Source organism: Neptunomonas sp. XY-337 (assembly GCF_004959845.1).
Classification (GTDB): Bacteria; Pseudomonadota; Gammaproteobacteria; order Pseudomonadales; family Balneatricaceae; genus Neptunomonas; species Neptunomonas marina.
The window spans coordinates 172,770-185,653 of sequence record NZ_SPLL01000002.1; the positions used below are offsets into that span (position 1 = coordinate 172,770).

18 protein-coding genes are annotated in these 12,884 nt (G+C 49.1%); 6 read left to right on the forward strand and 12 right to left on the reverse strand.

All coding sequences use genetic code 11. From position 1 onward, the window contains the following. Nucleotides 1-3 precede the first annotated feature (3 nt). The 12 genes from mgtE to E4L36_RS04480 form a co-directional block, all read right to left on the reverse strand. Nucleotides 4-1,353, reverse strand: a complete 1,350-nt coding sequence (mgtE, locus tag E4L36_RS04425) for a magnesium transporter (protein WP_127694214.1) — start codon at nt 1,351-1,353, stop codon at nt 4-6. Nucleotides 1,354-1,442: 89 nt separating this feature from the next. Beyond that, complete coding sequence (locus tag E4L36_RS04430) at nt 1,443-1,712, reverse strand: HPr family phosphocarrier protein (protein WP_127694213.1); 270 nt, start codon at nt 1,710-1,712, stop codon at nt 1,443-1,445. Nucleotides 1,713-1,740: 28 nt separating this feature from the next. After that, a complete protein-coding gene (gene rapZ, locus E4L36_RS04435) occupies nt 1,741-2,598 on the reverse strand; it encodes an RNase adapter RapZ (protein WP_127694212.1) in 858 nt (285 codons plus the stop codon). 13 nt (nt 2,599-2,611) lie between these two features. Next, complete coding sequence (gene ptsN, locus E4L36_RS04440; protein WP_136679397.1) at nt 2,612-3,067, reverse strand: PTS IIA-like nitrogen regulatory protein PtsN; 456 nt, start codon at nt 3,065-3,067, stop codon at nt 2,612-2,614. Between the two features lie 18 nt (nt 3,068-3,085). Continuing rightward, entirely contained in the window at nt 3,086-3,376 is a 291-nt protein-coding gene (gene hpf / locus E4L36_RS04445) for a ribosome hibernation promoting factor (protein ID WP_127694210.1), read from the reverse strand. A 46-nt stretch (nt 3,377-3,422) separates the two neighbouring features. After that, the gene (locus tag E4L36_RS04450; protein ID WP_136679398.1) at nt 3,423-4,934 is read right to left on the reverse strand and encodes an RNA polymerase factor sigma-54; all 1,512 of its coding nucleotides are present in this window, start codon (nt 4,932-4,934) and stop codon (nt 3,423-3,425) included. Between the two features lie 38 nt (nt 4,935-4,972). Next, nucleotides 4,973-5,701 (reverse strand): LPS export ABC transporter ATP-binding protein, encoded by a 729-nt coding sequence (gene lptB, locus E4L36_RS04455; protein WP_127694208.1) that lies wholly within the window; start codon nt 5,699-5,701, stop codon nt 4,973-4,975. Between the two features lie 3 nt (nt 5,702-5,704). Beyond that, complete coding sequence (gene lptA / locus E4L36_RS04460; RefSeq protein ID WP_136679399.1) at nt 5,705-6,196, reverse strand: lipopolysaccharide transport periplasmic protein LptA; 492 nt, start codon at nt 6,194-6,196, stop codon at nt 5,705-5,707. Next, nucleotides 6,180-6,755 carry an LPS export ABC transporter periplasmic protein LptC gene (lptC, locus tag E4L36_RS04465; protein ID WP_136679400.1) on the reverse strand — a complete coding sequence of 192 codons (576 nt, stop codon included), beginning with the start codon at nt 6,753-6,755 and terminating at the stop codon, nt 6,180-6,182. The genes lptA and lptC overlap by 17 nt, the downstream gene beginning before the upstream one ends. Next, nucleotides 6,756-7,292: an HAD hydrolase family protein gene (locus tag E4L36_RS04470; RefSeq protein WP_136679401.1), complete on the reverse strand. Its 537-nt coding sequence runs from the start codon at nt 7,290-7,292 to the stop codon at nt 6,756-6,758. Continuing rightward, nucleotides 7,292-8,266 carry a KpsF/GutQ family sugar-phosphate isomerase gene (locus E4L36_RS04475; protein WP_136679402.1) on the reverse strand — a complete coding sequence of 325 codons (975 nt, stop codon included), beginning with the start codon at nt 8,264-8,266 and terminating at the stop codon, nt 7,292-7,294. The genes E4L36_RS04470 and E4L36_RS04475 overlap by 1 nt, the downstream gene beginning before the upstream one ends. 16 nt (nt 8,267-8,282) lie before the next feature. Next, a complete protein-coding gene (locus E4L36_RS04480; protein WP_240770673.1) occupies nt 8,283-9,260 on the reverse strand; it encodes a calcium/sodium antiporter in 978 nt (325 codons plus the stop codon). A gap of 325 nt (nt 9,261-9,585) precedes the next feature. On the opposite strand from E4L36_RS04480, the gene E4L36_RS04485 reads away from it, so the two are divergent. From E4L36_RS04485 to E4L36_RS04510, 6 genes are all read left to right on the forward strand, one after another. After that, the gene (locus tag E4L36_RS04485; RefSeq protein ID WP_136679403.1) at nt 9,586-10,410 is read left to right on the forward strand and encodes an ATP-binding cassette domain-containing protein; all 825 of its coding nucleotides are present in this window, start codon (nt 9,586-9,588) and stop codon (nt 10,408-10,410) included. Beyond that, complete coding sequence (gene mlaE, locus E4L36_RS04490) at nt 10,407-11,189, forward strand: lipid asymmetry maintenance ABC transporter permease subunit MlaE (protein ID WP_136679404.1); 783 nt, start codon at nt 10,407-10,409, stop codon at nt 11,187-11,189. Before E4L36_RS04485 ends, mlaE begins: the two co-directional genes overlap by 4 nt. Before the next feature lies 1 nt (nt 11,190). Continuing rightward, nucleotides 11,191-11,649 (forward strand): outer membrane lipid asymmetry maintenance protein MlaD, encoded by a 459-nt coding sequence (gene mlaD, locus E4L36_RS04495; protein ID WP_127694201.1) that lies wholly within the window; start codon nt 11,191-11,193, stop codon nt 11,647-11,649. A 17-nt stretch (nt 11,650-11,666) separates the two neighbouring features. After that, complete coding sequence (locus tag E4L36_RS04500) at nt 11,667-12,287, forward strand: ABC transporter substrate-binding protein (protein ID WP_136679405.1); 621 nt, start codon at nt 11,667-11,669, stop codon at nt 12,285-12,287. Nucleotides 12,288-12,289: 2 nt separating this feature from the next. Next, nucleotides 12,290-12,559, forward strand: a complete 270-nt coding sequence (locus E4L36_RS04505) for an STAS domain-containing protein (protein ID WP_136679406.1) — start codon at nt 12,290-12,292, stop codon at nt 12,557-12,559. Nucleotides 12,560-12,640: 81 nt separating this feature from the next. Then, on the forward strand, nt 12,641-12,883 hold the full coding sequence (locus E4L36_RS04510) for a BolA family protein (RefSeq protein WP_127694198.1): 243 nt from the start codon (nt 12,641-12,643) through the stop codon (nt 12,881-12,883). Nucleotide 12,884 lies beyond the last annotated feature (1 nt).

Genomic DNA, 12,884 nt, shown 5'->3' on the forward strand with positions numbered 1-12,884 from the left:
ATGTTATCCGTAGAAATAAGTGGCGAGGCCAAGAAAAGCTAAAAATCCTACCACATCAGTGATCGTGGTAAGTAGTACACTACCGGCAAGTGCAGGGTCTATACCCCATGCTTTCAGTATAAGCGGTAGCAAAGTTCCAGCGAGGGCTCCGGCGACTAGGTTGATGACTATCGCCATGCCGATAACCATACCGATTGTTGTATCTTGAAACCAGTAGATGGCAACGCTGGAAACAACAACAGCCCACAGTATGCCATTTAACCCACCGACTAAAAGCTCTCGATTTAGCAGCCATCCGGCGTTTGAACGCTCGACATGGCCGAGTGCTTGGCCACGTATCACCAGTGTGAGTGTTTGGCTACCGGCGATGCCGCCCATTGATGCAACGATCGGCATAAGTACAGCGAGGGCCACCACTTGGTCGATAGTAGCTTGGAACATGCCAATCACCGCTGAAGCGAGGAGAGCAGTGATGAGGTTGATACCTAACCAAACGGCGCGGCGACGCGTTGTTTTCATTAAGGGTGCAAAGGTGTCTTCATCTTCATCAAGACCCGCCATGCTCATGAGTGAGTGGTCGGCATCTTCACGAATAACGTCTACCACGTCATCGATGGTGATACGGCCTACGAGCTTGCCCTTGGTGTTGACCACGGGAGCGGATACAAGGTCTTGCTGCTCAAAGAGTTTAGCAACCTCGTCATCAGGCATATCGGCAGGTATCGGCTCGATATCGGTGTTCATGATTTCACGAACGGTGATATCAGGGTCTGAAACCAGAAGTTTTGTGAGCGGGAGGATACCGATGTAGGACTCTTTTTTACGACTGATGACAAACAAGCTATCGGTCATATCTGGAATCTCATCGTGACGACGGATATAGCGAAGCACTGTCTCAACCGTGATATCTGGTCTGACAGTGACGGTATCGGTGTTCATCAAGCCGCCAGCAGTATCCTCGGGGTAGGCGAGAATCTCTTCGATACGCTCACGGTTTTGCTCGTCCATGATTTTTAGCAGCTCACGAGTTACCGTTTCAGGAAGCTGCTGCAGCATGTCGGCGAGGTCATCGGTTTCCAAAGATTCAGAGATCTCGAGAACCCGATCAGTATCCATTGTGGCTAGGATATCGGCTTGTATATCGTCGGCGAGGTGTTGAAGGACTTTGGCTTCATTCTCGTGATGTACCAGATTCCATAAAATTTGGCGCTCCTTTGGAGGAGACTTTTCGAGTAGATGAGCAACTTCAACAGGGCGCAGGGTTGTGTTGAGTGTGAAGCGAACCTGCTGAAAGGCACCGCTTTCAAGCGCTTTGTTTAGTTTATCTAATGCTGCTGTTGTATCTTCGCGCATCCGCACACCCTCGGTTGACGAGTCAGTCCATCAAGATGTGCAAGTATAACCTATTGAAAAGCAAGCTTCAGTATTCGCGAAGACGAGTATTACTCTTCTTCATCGAAGCGATTGTTGATCAATGTCTCGATTGCTTCTAGCGCTTGAAGCTCATCACTGCCTTCGGCGCTGACGAGCAACGTGGTGCCTTTGCTTGCTGCTAACATCATAACGGCCATGATGCTTTTACCGTCGACCTCTCTACCGTCTTTATTGAGGCGGATATCAGCAGAAAAACGCGATGTGGTATTGATCAGTTTGGCTGCCGCGCGTGCGTGAAGACCGAGTTTATTGATAATCGTAATCTGTTTTTCAACCAACCGAAGTTCCTCTTTGGGTTGTCGTCACTTAGTTGAGTTCGCGGTGACGAATGCTGACATTATCCATTATGCCACTGAAGTGGCTATAGAGTTGCTCTGCAACGTAGACGGACCGGTGCTGCCCGCCGGTACAGCCGATCCCAATAGTAACGTAAGAGCGGTTGTTTTGGGTAAAGCTAGGCAGCCACTTCTCGAGATAAGCTTTGATATCGTCAATCATAGCGTTAACGTCGTCGGAGTCTTGTAAAAACAGTTGTACTGGCTTATCGCGACCCGTGTGTTGGCGAAGCTCTGGCACCCAATAAGGGTTCGGCAGAATACGCATATCATAAACAACGTCTACATCCATAGGGACGCCATGCTTGAAACCGAAGGATTCAAATTGTAATGAGAGCGCCTGATCTTTACGTTGCGCAACGCGCAGCTTAACAGTGTCTCTGAGTTCGTATAGCGATAGACGCGTTGTATCAACACGTATATCTGCCAAATCGGCTATTGGGGAGAGCAGGTTGTGCTCAAAATTGATTGCATCTGATAAGTTATCAACACGGTCAGCCAGCGGATGGCGGCGGCGCGTTGAGCTGTATCGACGTAGGAGTGTTTCGTGAGAGGCGTCAAGGTAGACCATCTCAACACTGATCTCGTTATTACGCTTAACTTGATGCCAGATATCGGGCAGTTTTTCTAGGTTGCTGGACAGGTTACGGGCGTCGATACAGACGGCAACCCGCTTGAGTTGAGCATCATCATCAGTGATGTGAGAGATCAGTTCCGGGAGTAACTTGGCTGGAAGGTTGTCAATGCAATAAAAACCAACATCTTCTAGTGCCTGTAATGCGGTACTTTTTCCTGAGCCTGAGCGGCCACTGATGATTACCAGTTTCATGGTCTTTGCTCAATTAGTTGAAGGTGGACTCCAAAATCTGCATCAATTCCGAATCGCTTGCGGCGCTGCGCATTTTGTTACGATTATCCTCTTTGCTGAACGCTTCGGCGAGTGCGCCAAGGGTGGCAAGGTGCTGATCACACGCATCCTCGGGAACCAACAAAAAAAACATCAGGTCCACTGGGCGGTTGTCAATCGCATCAAAGTCCACCGGAGTTGCTAAGCGGACGAACACACCGACGGCTTCTTGCAGACCGGGGAAACGGCAGTGGGGTATCGCTACCCCATCGCCGATGCCGGTACTGCCTAACCTTTCCCTGTTAATTAATCCTGAAAATACTGCTTCTTCAGCTAGGTCGCTGTGCGATTGGGCGAGATGCTCGCTGATAATCTCAAGCGTCCTTTTTTTGCTGCCACCCTCTAAGTTGTTAAAGACTCGATCAGATGACAGCAGGGATAAAATTGACATGTTAGGCAGATCTATTCGTTATTTGTGACTTTTCATTTTTTCTTTGTGCTTAATGATTTGACGGTCAAGTTTGTCCGTTAAACCATCCAGCGCAGCATACATATCTTCGTGCTCATTCGCAGCAAAAATTTCACCGCCAGCAACGTGCATATTCGCTTCGGCCTTTTGGCTCTGCTTATCGACACTCAGGGTCACCTGTACGTTGGTGATGTTATCAAAATGGCGCTCCAATTTTTCAAACTTTGTATGAACATACTCAGACAGTGCTTCAGTAAGTTCTACGTGATGACCTGTAATGTTAATTTGCATAGCTATCTCCTTTACACAACAGCAGATGTGCTGTTAACAGAACTCATTAAACCAAACGCTTTCGCTCATTAGAAGGCGCGATTCCCATCGCTTCTCTATATTTTGCGATCGTTCGGCGCGCTACTTGAATACCTTCTTCATCCAGAAGTTTGGCAATCTTGTTGTCGCTTAGAGGTTTGGCTGGGTTTTCAGCTGCAATTAGCTTTTTGATGACAGCACGAATGGCTGTAGAGGAGGCTGCACCTCCGTCACTGGTATTCACGTGGCTTGAGAAGAAGTATTTCAACTCAAAAATGCCCCGTGGAGTATGCATATACTTTTGGGTTGTTACTCGGGAGATGGTTGACTCGTGCATCTCGACCGCTTCGGCAATATCGTGCAACACCATAGGCTTCATTGCCTCTTCGCCGTGCTCGAAAAAGTCCAGCTGCCGCTCAACAATCTGCTGCGAGACTTTTAGCATGGTTTCATTGCGGCTTTGCAGGCTTTTAATAAACCAACGTGCTTCCTGAAGATGATTCTTGAGATACGTGTTATCGGCGCTGCTATCGGCGCGCTTGATAAGGCTTGCGTACTCGGTGTTGATTTTCAGTGTCGGCGAGGCATCGTTATTGAGCCGTACCGTCCACTCACCTTTTACTTTTTCCACAAAGACGTCGGGTATCACGTATTCAGCGGCAGTATTGGAGATATAAGCCCCCGGCTGAGGGTTGAGTGACTGAATAAGCGTGACTACGGCTTGTAATTGTGGCTCTTTCAAGCGCAAACGACGCATTAACTGGCGATAATCATGCGTCCCCAGTAGGTGTATATACTGGCGGCATAGCGTTAGTGCTTGAGCCAAAAGAGGCGGCTTTTCTGGTAATTGCTCCAATTGAATGGCAAGGCACTCGCCCAAATCCCTTGCTGCAACACCGGGAGGATCAAACTGTTGAATGCGTTTGAGTACTGCCTCAACTTCATCGAGTTCACTTTCCGCAAATTGCTCGGGTTGCGCTTTTTGTAGATGCTCTAAAATATCTTCGGTGGAGACGCGCAGATAACCAGCGCTATCGATACCATCAATGATGACTTCGGCAATCGCGACATCCGTTTGGCTCATTGGTGTCAGGTTGAGTTGCCATTCCAAATGATCTTGTAACGTCTCTTCGGAGGTGTCGTTAGACTCCATGAAATCATCGTCACGACTAGCCGCGCTGCTGGAACCGCTGCTTATTTGATAAGTGTCGTCCCACGATGAATCGGTGGCCAGCTCCTCAGGAATATCGTTGCTCCACTCCTCCTCAAAGGCAGGTTCAGCGTCTTCACTCTTGGCGCTAGCTTCTGCTGTTGCTTGAGTGGTCGCATCTTCACTGGGGGTGGTGAGCTCTTTAGATTCTGTTTCTGCCGCTGAGGCGTCGCTTTCTTCGCCTGTTTCTAGCATCGGATTACTCTCCAATGCTTCTTGGATTTCGTGCTGTAGGTCCAGGGTTGATAGTTGTAGCAGTTTGATCGCTTGCTGCAACTGGGGGGTCATCGTGAGATGTTGCCCCATTTTAAGCTGTAAAGATTGCTTCATAATTTTGTAGAACTACTCCGAAACAGCAAGATCGTCACTTAGAGTCTAAAGGTATCCCCAAGGTAAGCAGCTTTTACCTGTTCGTTGGCGAGAATGTCTTGCGGTGAACCGTGAGCAAGAATCACTCCTTCACTAACAATATAGGCCTTTTCGCAGATATCCAATGTTTCTCGTACATTGTGATCGGTAATGAGTACGCCGATGCCTCTGGATTGCAGGTGTTTAATTGTCTGCTTGATATCGTTCACAGAGATAGGGTCGACGCCAGCGAAGGGCTCGTCTAGCAATATAAAACTTGGCTCTGAGGCGAGCGCTCTGGCTATTTCGACACGTCGACGTTCGCCACCAGATAGTGCCATCCCTAGGCTATCGCGCAGATGACTTATATGGAACTCTTCTAAAAGGCTCTCGAGCTTTTCACGCCGTTGCGCAGCTGACAGTTCAGGACGCATCTCGAGAATGCCCATCAGGTTGTCGTGAACGCTAAGCTTGCGAAATATTGACGCTTCTTGAGGGAGGTAACCGACACCGCGACGTGCGCGCTCGTGCATGGGCATCGCTGTGACATCGTCGTTATCGATACGAATAGCGCCGTTATCGGCACCAATTAAGCCCACGATCATGTAAAAACAGGTGGTTTTACCAGCCCCGTTGGGGCCCAGTAAGCCCACGATTTCGCCGCTTGCTACGTTGAGTGATACATCGATAACGACACGGCGCTTTTTATATGATTTGGCAAGATGCAGCGCTTCGAGTTGTTTAGTCATCCGCTACTGCTTTCCTTTGGGCTGAATCACCATCTGAACCTTACCGCTGCCGCCATAGGCGTTTACGACAGCTTTATCCATCTGATACACAATCCGCTCGCCGGTGAAGTTGTCACGTGCTTGTTCCACGCGTGCTTGCCCTTTGATCGTAACGGTTTGCTTCGCTATCTCGTAAACCATGCTGTTGCCAAAGGCATCTGTGATGGGCTTATCCTGTGTTGGCTGCTGACGAAAGTTAGCAGGTTTTCCGGTGGCAACGATGCGACTCACGTCCCCATCTTTGCGAAACAGCTCAACGCGGGCAGCGTGAATCTCCATGGAACCTTGCTTCATCACCACATTGCCTGTGTAGATTGTGGTGCCGCTCTGCTCATTCATTTGCGCGCTATCTGCACTGATATGAATCGGTTGATCACGGTCTGTTGGTAGCGCGACGCTCTGCTGGGTGAGCAGCAAACCGATGATGACAAGTGCCACGCTATTTTTTATCAACATGAAATGTACCTTCTACGTTTGAATGTAGCTCGGAAATTTGCGTATTGTAATCGACAGTCATGCCTGTTGCTGTAGTAATGCTTTGGCCCGAGCGAAAGGTGACAGGCGCAGAGGTCTCTGCGATACCGCGCTTATGGTGTAAGGTCAGGCGAGAGGTATCTAGCTGTGTACTGTCGTTGTCCGCAGGATTATGCGTTACTGTTACGGCCTCTTCAAGCAGCAGCTTATCTTCGTTATCGAATAACGTCCCCTTTTCGCTCTGGGCGCTAATCTTTGCATTCGCTTTGAAAACCGTGATCTCTGGCTTTGCCAGCTGGGCTTGCAGCTGCTTTGGGTAGTGCTCAAGAGAAGTTGCGTGTAACCGCTGAACAAGCCGCCCGTCGGTGCCAAATTCGCGCGCCGTGGTGTCACGCATAAAATAGTCCACACCGGAAGAAACAACGGTCGCCGCTTGATCGCTCTTTTGGTCTGAGTCACTAAATGCCCAGTAGAGAAAGAGGGGAGTTAGCAGCGCGACGGCTGCAATCAGCTGTATTCGGTTACGCGTTGAGCTGAGCACTTAAAGGAATTCCTCGTAAAGTGCATCGAGTTTGCCCTGTGCCTCTAGGATGGCTTCACAAAACTCGCGTGCAGCGCCAAAGCCGCCGGTACGTGTTGTGCACCAGTCAGCGTGGTCTTTAACAAAGTGATGCCCATTCGGCACCGTCACACCAAACGCAGCTGCGCGAATGGCCGATAGATCGGGTAAGTCATCGCCAATGTATGCTGTCGTCTGAGCAGTATGGCTCGTTTCTTGCCACAGGCTTTCAAGCGCCACTAACTTGTCTTCTCTGCCTTGATAGAGGTAGGTTATGCCAAGCGACTTAGCGCGTAGTTCAACTTGAGTGGACTTTCGACCAGTAATGATGGCGGTCTCAATGCCTGCTTTTTGTAGCATCTTGATACCTAAGCCATCGAGCGTGTTGAACATTTTGACCTCTTTGCCATCTGGCAAAAAGTGTAGGCCGCCATCTGTCATGATGCCGTCCACATCAAATACCGCTAATGTTACGCCAGCGGCGCGTTGGCGCAGGGCAGGATGAGTCACGCGTTGCATTAGATTACTCCGGCTTTCAGCATGTCGTGCATGTTTAAAGCCCCAATGGGCTTTTGCTGTTCATCGCAGACAATAAGGGCATTAATTTTTTTCGACTGCATTATCTGCAGTGCTTCAGCTGCGAGTAGTTCGCCAGAAACAGTGGTGCATTGGTGCGTCATAACGCTCTCGATCATTGTCGATTTTAGATCCACGCTTTGATCCAGCGTACGACGCAGATCACCATCAGTGAAGATGCCGACAAGCGCTCCGGAGCTGTCGACAACCGTCGTCATACCTAGTTGTTTTTCTGATACTTCAATCAGCGCTTTGTTGACCGGCGTACCAACGGTCACTTTGGGGACTTCGTCGCCGCCATGCATAACGTTTTTTACCTTCAAAAGCAGCTTTCTGCCAAGACTTCCACCTGGGTGCGAGAACGCAAAATCTTCAGCACTAAAGCCTTTTGCTTCGAGCAGAGCGATGGCGAGTGCATCGCCTATTACAAGCTGCGCCGTCGTGCTGGATGTGGGGGCAAGCCCTAGTGGGCAGGCTTCAGTATCAACACCAATATCAAGATTAAAGTCAGCTTCCGTGGATAAAGTTGACGTTGGGTTTGCTGTGATACTTATAAGTGGCGTTGCGATCCGCTTAAAAAGCGGGAGTAGCGTCAAAATCTCGCTGGTCTCCCCTGAATTGGAGAGGGCGATGACAACATCATCAGCCGTGAACATTCCCATATCCCCGTGGCTAGCTTCACCCGGGTGAACGAAAAAGGCCGGCGTGCCCGTGCTGGCGAGCGTTGCGGCAATTTTGTTACCGATATGGCCAGACTTGCCCATGCCCGTAACGATAATTCGGCCCTTGCAGTTCAACATAGCAGCGCACGCTTGCTCGAAGTGCGTATCTAGGCAGTTGATAAGGTTGCTGACCGCTTCCGCCTCTAGCTCTATCGTGCGTCGGGCGGAAGTTAAAAACGATTTTGTTGTGCTCATAGTCATCTTTTAAACCCTATAACGACGCAGAGTATAAGGTATACATATAGCCTCCATAGGCGACGGTAAGCAATCCCCCCTCCCATCGGCTAACGCGCGGAGGGCGCTGGATAATACAGAAGATAAGCAGGGCTATCGTGATACCAAGCATCATCATATAGTCCCGATTAAATGCGATCGCTTCAATAGAAATAGGTTCAATAAAGCCAGGTATGGCCATTACCGCTGCAAGGTTAAAAATATTCGAGCCGACGACGTTGCCTAAAGCGATATCATGGTGGTTCTTCAGAGCGCTCGCCACGGATGCCGCGAGCTCAGGTAGGCTGGTACCAATAGCGACAATAGTTAGCCCGATAACAAGCTCTGATACGCCAAACGCGGTTGCGACTTCAACGGCACCCCACACTAGCATTCGCGAGCTGATAACCAATAGAGCAAGGCCGAAAAAGAGCCAAAACAATGATTTAGCCATACTCATATCAGGTATATCTTCTGAGTCATCAGCGATTTGGTCTTCTGCCGTCCCACCTTTTTGAAATTGGTTAAATAGGTACAGAGCAACCACAAGCGCTATGGCAAGTAGAATGCCATCCACAAGAGATAGGTGCAGATCGTAAAGGGTATAGCCTGCTAGTAAAGTGATTACTAGCAGGAGTGGAATCTCTTTTCGCAGCACTGCTGACTTAACAGGTAACGGCGCAATCAATGCTGTAATACCCAACACTAGGCCGATATTCGCAATATTTGATCCTAATGCATTGCCAACGGCTAGGCTGCCTGCGCCATTAACTGAGGCCATCAGCGATACGATAATTTCTGGCGCGGATGTGCCAAAAGATACAATGGTGAGGCCGATCAGCAGAGGGGACATACCGGAGTTTTTTGCCGTCGCTGCTGCACCCGCCACAAAGCGGTCGGCACTCCAGACGAGTATCACAAGCCCGATCAGTATCGATATGGCCGGCATCAACAGGGGAAACGAGGAAAGTTGCATGGTGATGAAGAGTTCCAATGATGAAAGGCGCCTATTAAATCAGATCGAAATTTCGAAGCAAGTCGCGTATTGCCCGTAGTTTGAACACGCTGATAATGGCACATGATAGATGGGCTTTTGAAAAAGCTCTGTATTGATTCTAACTTAAATTGGAATTTATATCGGCGCTTTGTGGTCCTAACGGAGCAAGTCGTCATGAGAGGAGGGTTATTTTGTATCTTTATGCCGCCAGAGTTCCTGTTTAACCAGTGCAGTGATACAATTTCGCGTTATTTTTTCTCTCATACGAGCAACCAACCACTGCTTTATACACAGGATAGTTTGCATGTCCGTCATTCAAAATGATGACGCCATCGTCGAAATTCGGGATTTGTGCTTCAGCCGGGGTCGCAGAGCCATCTTTAAAGGCATCAATATGCGTATACCGCGTGGCAAAGTGACGGCGATTATGGGGCCGTCTGGTACGGGTAAAACGACGCTGTTGAAGTTGATCGGCGGGCAACTTAAGCCAGATTCAGGCTCCGTTTTAGTTGAGCGCGAAGACGTTAATCGCGTGAGTCGCTCCCGACTATTCGAAATCCGCGAGAATATGGGCATGCTATTCCAAAGCGGTGCTTTGTTTACCGATATGAGCGTATTCGAGAACGTCGCTTTTCCCATTCGCGTCCACACGAGTCTGCCTGATGATATGGTGCGTGACATCGTGTTAATGAAACTCAATGCCGTAGGGCTGAGGGGCGCTCATGAGCTGATGCCGAGTGAGCTGTCAGGTGGCATGGCGCGCCGTGTTGCGCTTGCTCGCGCAATTTCCTTAGATCCTGATCTAGTCATGTATGACGAGCCCTTTGCCGGGCAAGACCCGATTGCAATGGGGGTGTTGGTTAAGTTGATTCGCTCGATTAACGAGGCCCTCGGACATACGAGTATTATTGTGTCGCATGATATTCAAGAAACGTTGGGGATTGCAGACTATATATTTATTATCGCCGATGGTTGTGTAATCGCTGAAGGAGACGTGGAGTCCTTGCGCGCGAACCAATCGGAGCAAGTACAGCAGTTCATGAAGGGGTTGCCAGATGGCCCAGTACCGTTCCATTTTGACAAGGCTGAGCTTGTGACCGAACTGGGTATTGAGCGAGGTGGCCAATGATCGGCTTTTTGGCTCGACTAGGGCGTCAAGGTATTGACCGTGTCGCATCGTTGGGGCGCTCTGGGCAAATGTTGTTTGCCGCGCTTTTGGCTAAACCAGAGCCGCTAGTGATGATGCCCTTACTTATCAAGCAGCTCTATTTTGTAGGTGTGCTTTCGCTGGTCATTATTTTGGTATCCGGCCTCTTCATCGGCATGGTCTTGGGCTTGCAAGGTTATACCATTCTTGTCGACTACGGCTCTGAACAAGCGGTAGGACAGATGGTGGCTTTAAGTTTAGTGAGAGAGTTAGCACCTGTGGTAACAGCCCTGTTGTTTGCTGGGCGCGCGGGCTCTGCGCTCACCGCTGAGATAGGCTTGATGAAGGCTACTGAGCAGCTTTCGAGCTTAGAGATGATAGGTGTCGATCCGTTACGCCGCATCATAGCGCCGCGGTTTTGGGCCGGCTTTATCTCGTTGCCTATCTTATCCGCCATTTTTGCAATGGTCGGAATACTGGGCGGTGCACTGGTCAGTGTGGAATGGCTCGGCATTTTTGAAGGCTCTTTTTGGGCGAACATGCAAAACGCGGTCGATTTTCGCGAAGATGTTTTGAATGGATTGATCAAAGCGCTCGTCTTTGGTGTTGTTGTAACTTGGGTGGCTGTATTCCAAGGCTACGATTGCGTCCCAACGTCAGAGGGCATTAGCCAAGCGACAACGCGCACTGTGGTGTATTCGTCATTGGCGGTTTTAGGGTTGGACTTTGTCTTAACGGCAGTGATGTTTGGAGATTTATAAGATGCGTACTCGTTGGATCGAAGTACTGGTCGGAATGTTTATGATGCTTGGTGCTGTTGCAGTGCTGGGCCTTGCGTTGAACGTTAGTGGTTTGAATTTGTCTCAAGGAGATGACACCTATACGGTCTACGCGCGTTTTGAAAATATCGGAGGACTCACCGAACGGGCGAAAGTGACCTTATCGGGTGTTCAGATTGGTGAGGTTGGAGCTATCACAATTGATACCGAACGGATGATGGCGGTTGCTGCGTTAAATATTTACGCAGAGTACAACTTCTTGTCAGCGGATAGTTCGGCGCAGATTTTGACGGCGGGCCTCTTGGGGGAACAATACATCGGTATTGGTGTAGGGTTTGAAGAAGATGTCCTTAAAAATGGAGACTACATCCAAGATACGCAGTCTGCATTGGTGCTTGAGGATCTGATCGGCCAGTTCCTTTTCAACAAAGTGAGCGAATAAAGAAGAGTTAAAATCGGATGAAATCACTGAAAAAGCCCCTGCTTTTTGTGCTGGCGTTGTTATTTCCAACGTTAGTAAGTGCCTCATGGGACGAGGCGAAAGAGAGCACAGAGCGCTCTTTAACAGAGATGATCGCAGTTATCGAAAGGTATGAAGGCCAAACGACGGAAGAGCAAACTGCGCTTATTCAAGACATTGAGCCTATCGTTAATCGTGATGTCGATTTCCGCTACATTGCTAACTGGGTGATGGGGAAATACTATCGCCGAGCCTCAGCTCAAGAGCGTGATCAGTTTGCAGAGGTGTTCAAACAAACGTTGATTAAAACCTATGCAAAGTCGTTGGCAGGTTTCGATGTGAAGAGCTACACCATTCTAACGCCATCGGCTCAAAGCCCAGACCCAGATAAACAGATTGTGACCGTTGAAGTTGTGTCCGAGCAAGGGCAAGCATATACACTCGTCAACTATATGGTGAAAAAGTCAGATGAGTGGAAACTCGTTAATGTTGTCTTGAATGGCATTAACCTGCGAATTACGTTTAAAAATCAGTTTGCAAATATGATGCAGACGCACAAGCAAAACGTGCAAGCAGTTATTGATGACTGGTCTAGCCAGATCGACGTGCCCAAAGGTTAATAATGGACAACGCCAATACCTTGCAGTTAGCAGGCCCTTTAACGTTTGATGTCATAGAGGCCCGGCGCCAAACGGCGGAGAGCTTTATAAAGGGGGCAGAGGGAGAGGTCGTCATCGACCTTTCCAGCGTTGAGCGTGTTGATAGTAGTGCGCTATCCCTGTGCCTTTGCTGTAGTCGGCTTGGACAGGTGTCCGGGAAAACTGTGACTTTCCAACACATACCAGAAGACATGCTCGCAATGAGCAAGCTTGTCGGTCTGGCGCTATTCTGACCCGAGCAATAGGTCGCGTCGCCTTTTTTGGGTGATTTCGGTATCATCCCTCTTTTATTTACAGTACACGCGGAGTAGTGCATGAACGCCCAAGAAGTGAAGCAGATCATAGAAAACCATCTTGAAGGTTCTGAAGTGATAACAGCGGGTGAAGGATGTGACTTCCAAGTAACCGTTATTAGTGATGCATTCGCAGGTTTGATGCCCGTTAAAAAGCAGCAGATGGTTTATGCCAGCCTAAACGAGCACATCGCCAACGGCACCATTCATGCGCTAACGATCAAAACATACACGCCTGAGCAATGGGCTAACTTGCAAAACTAAT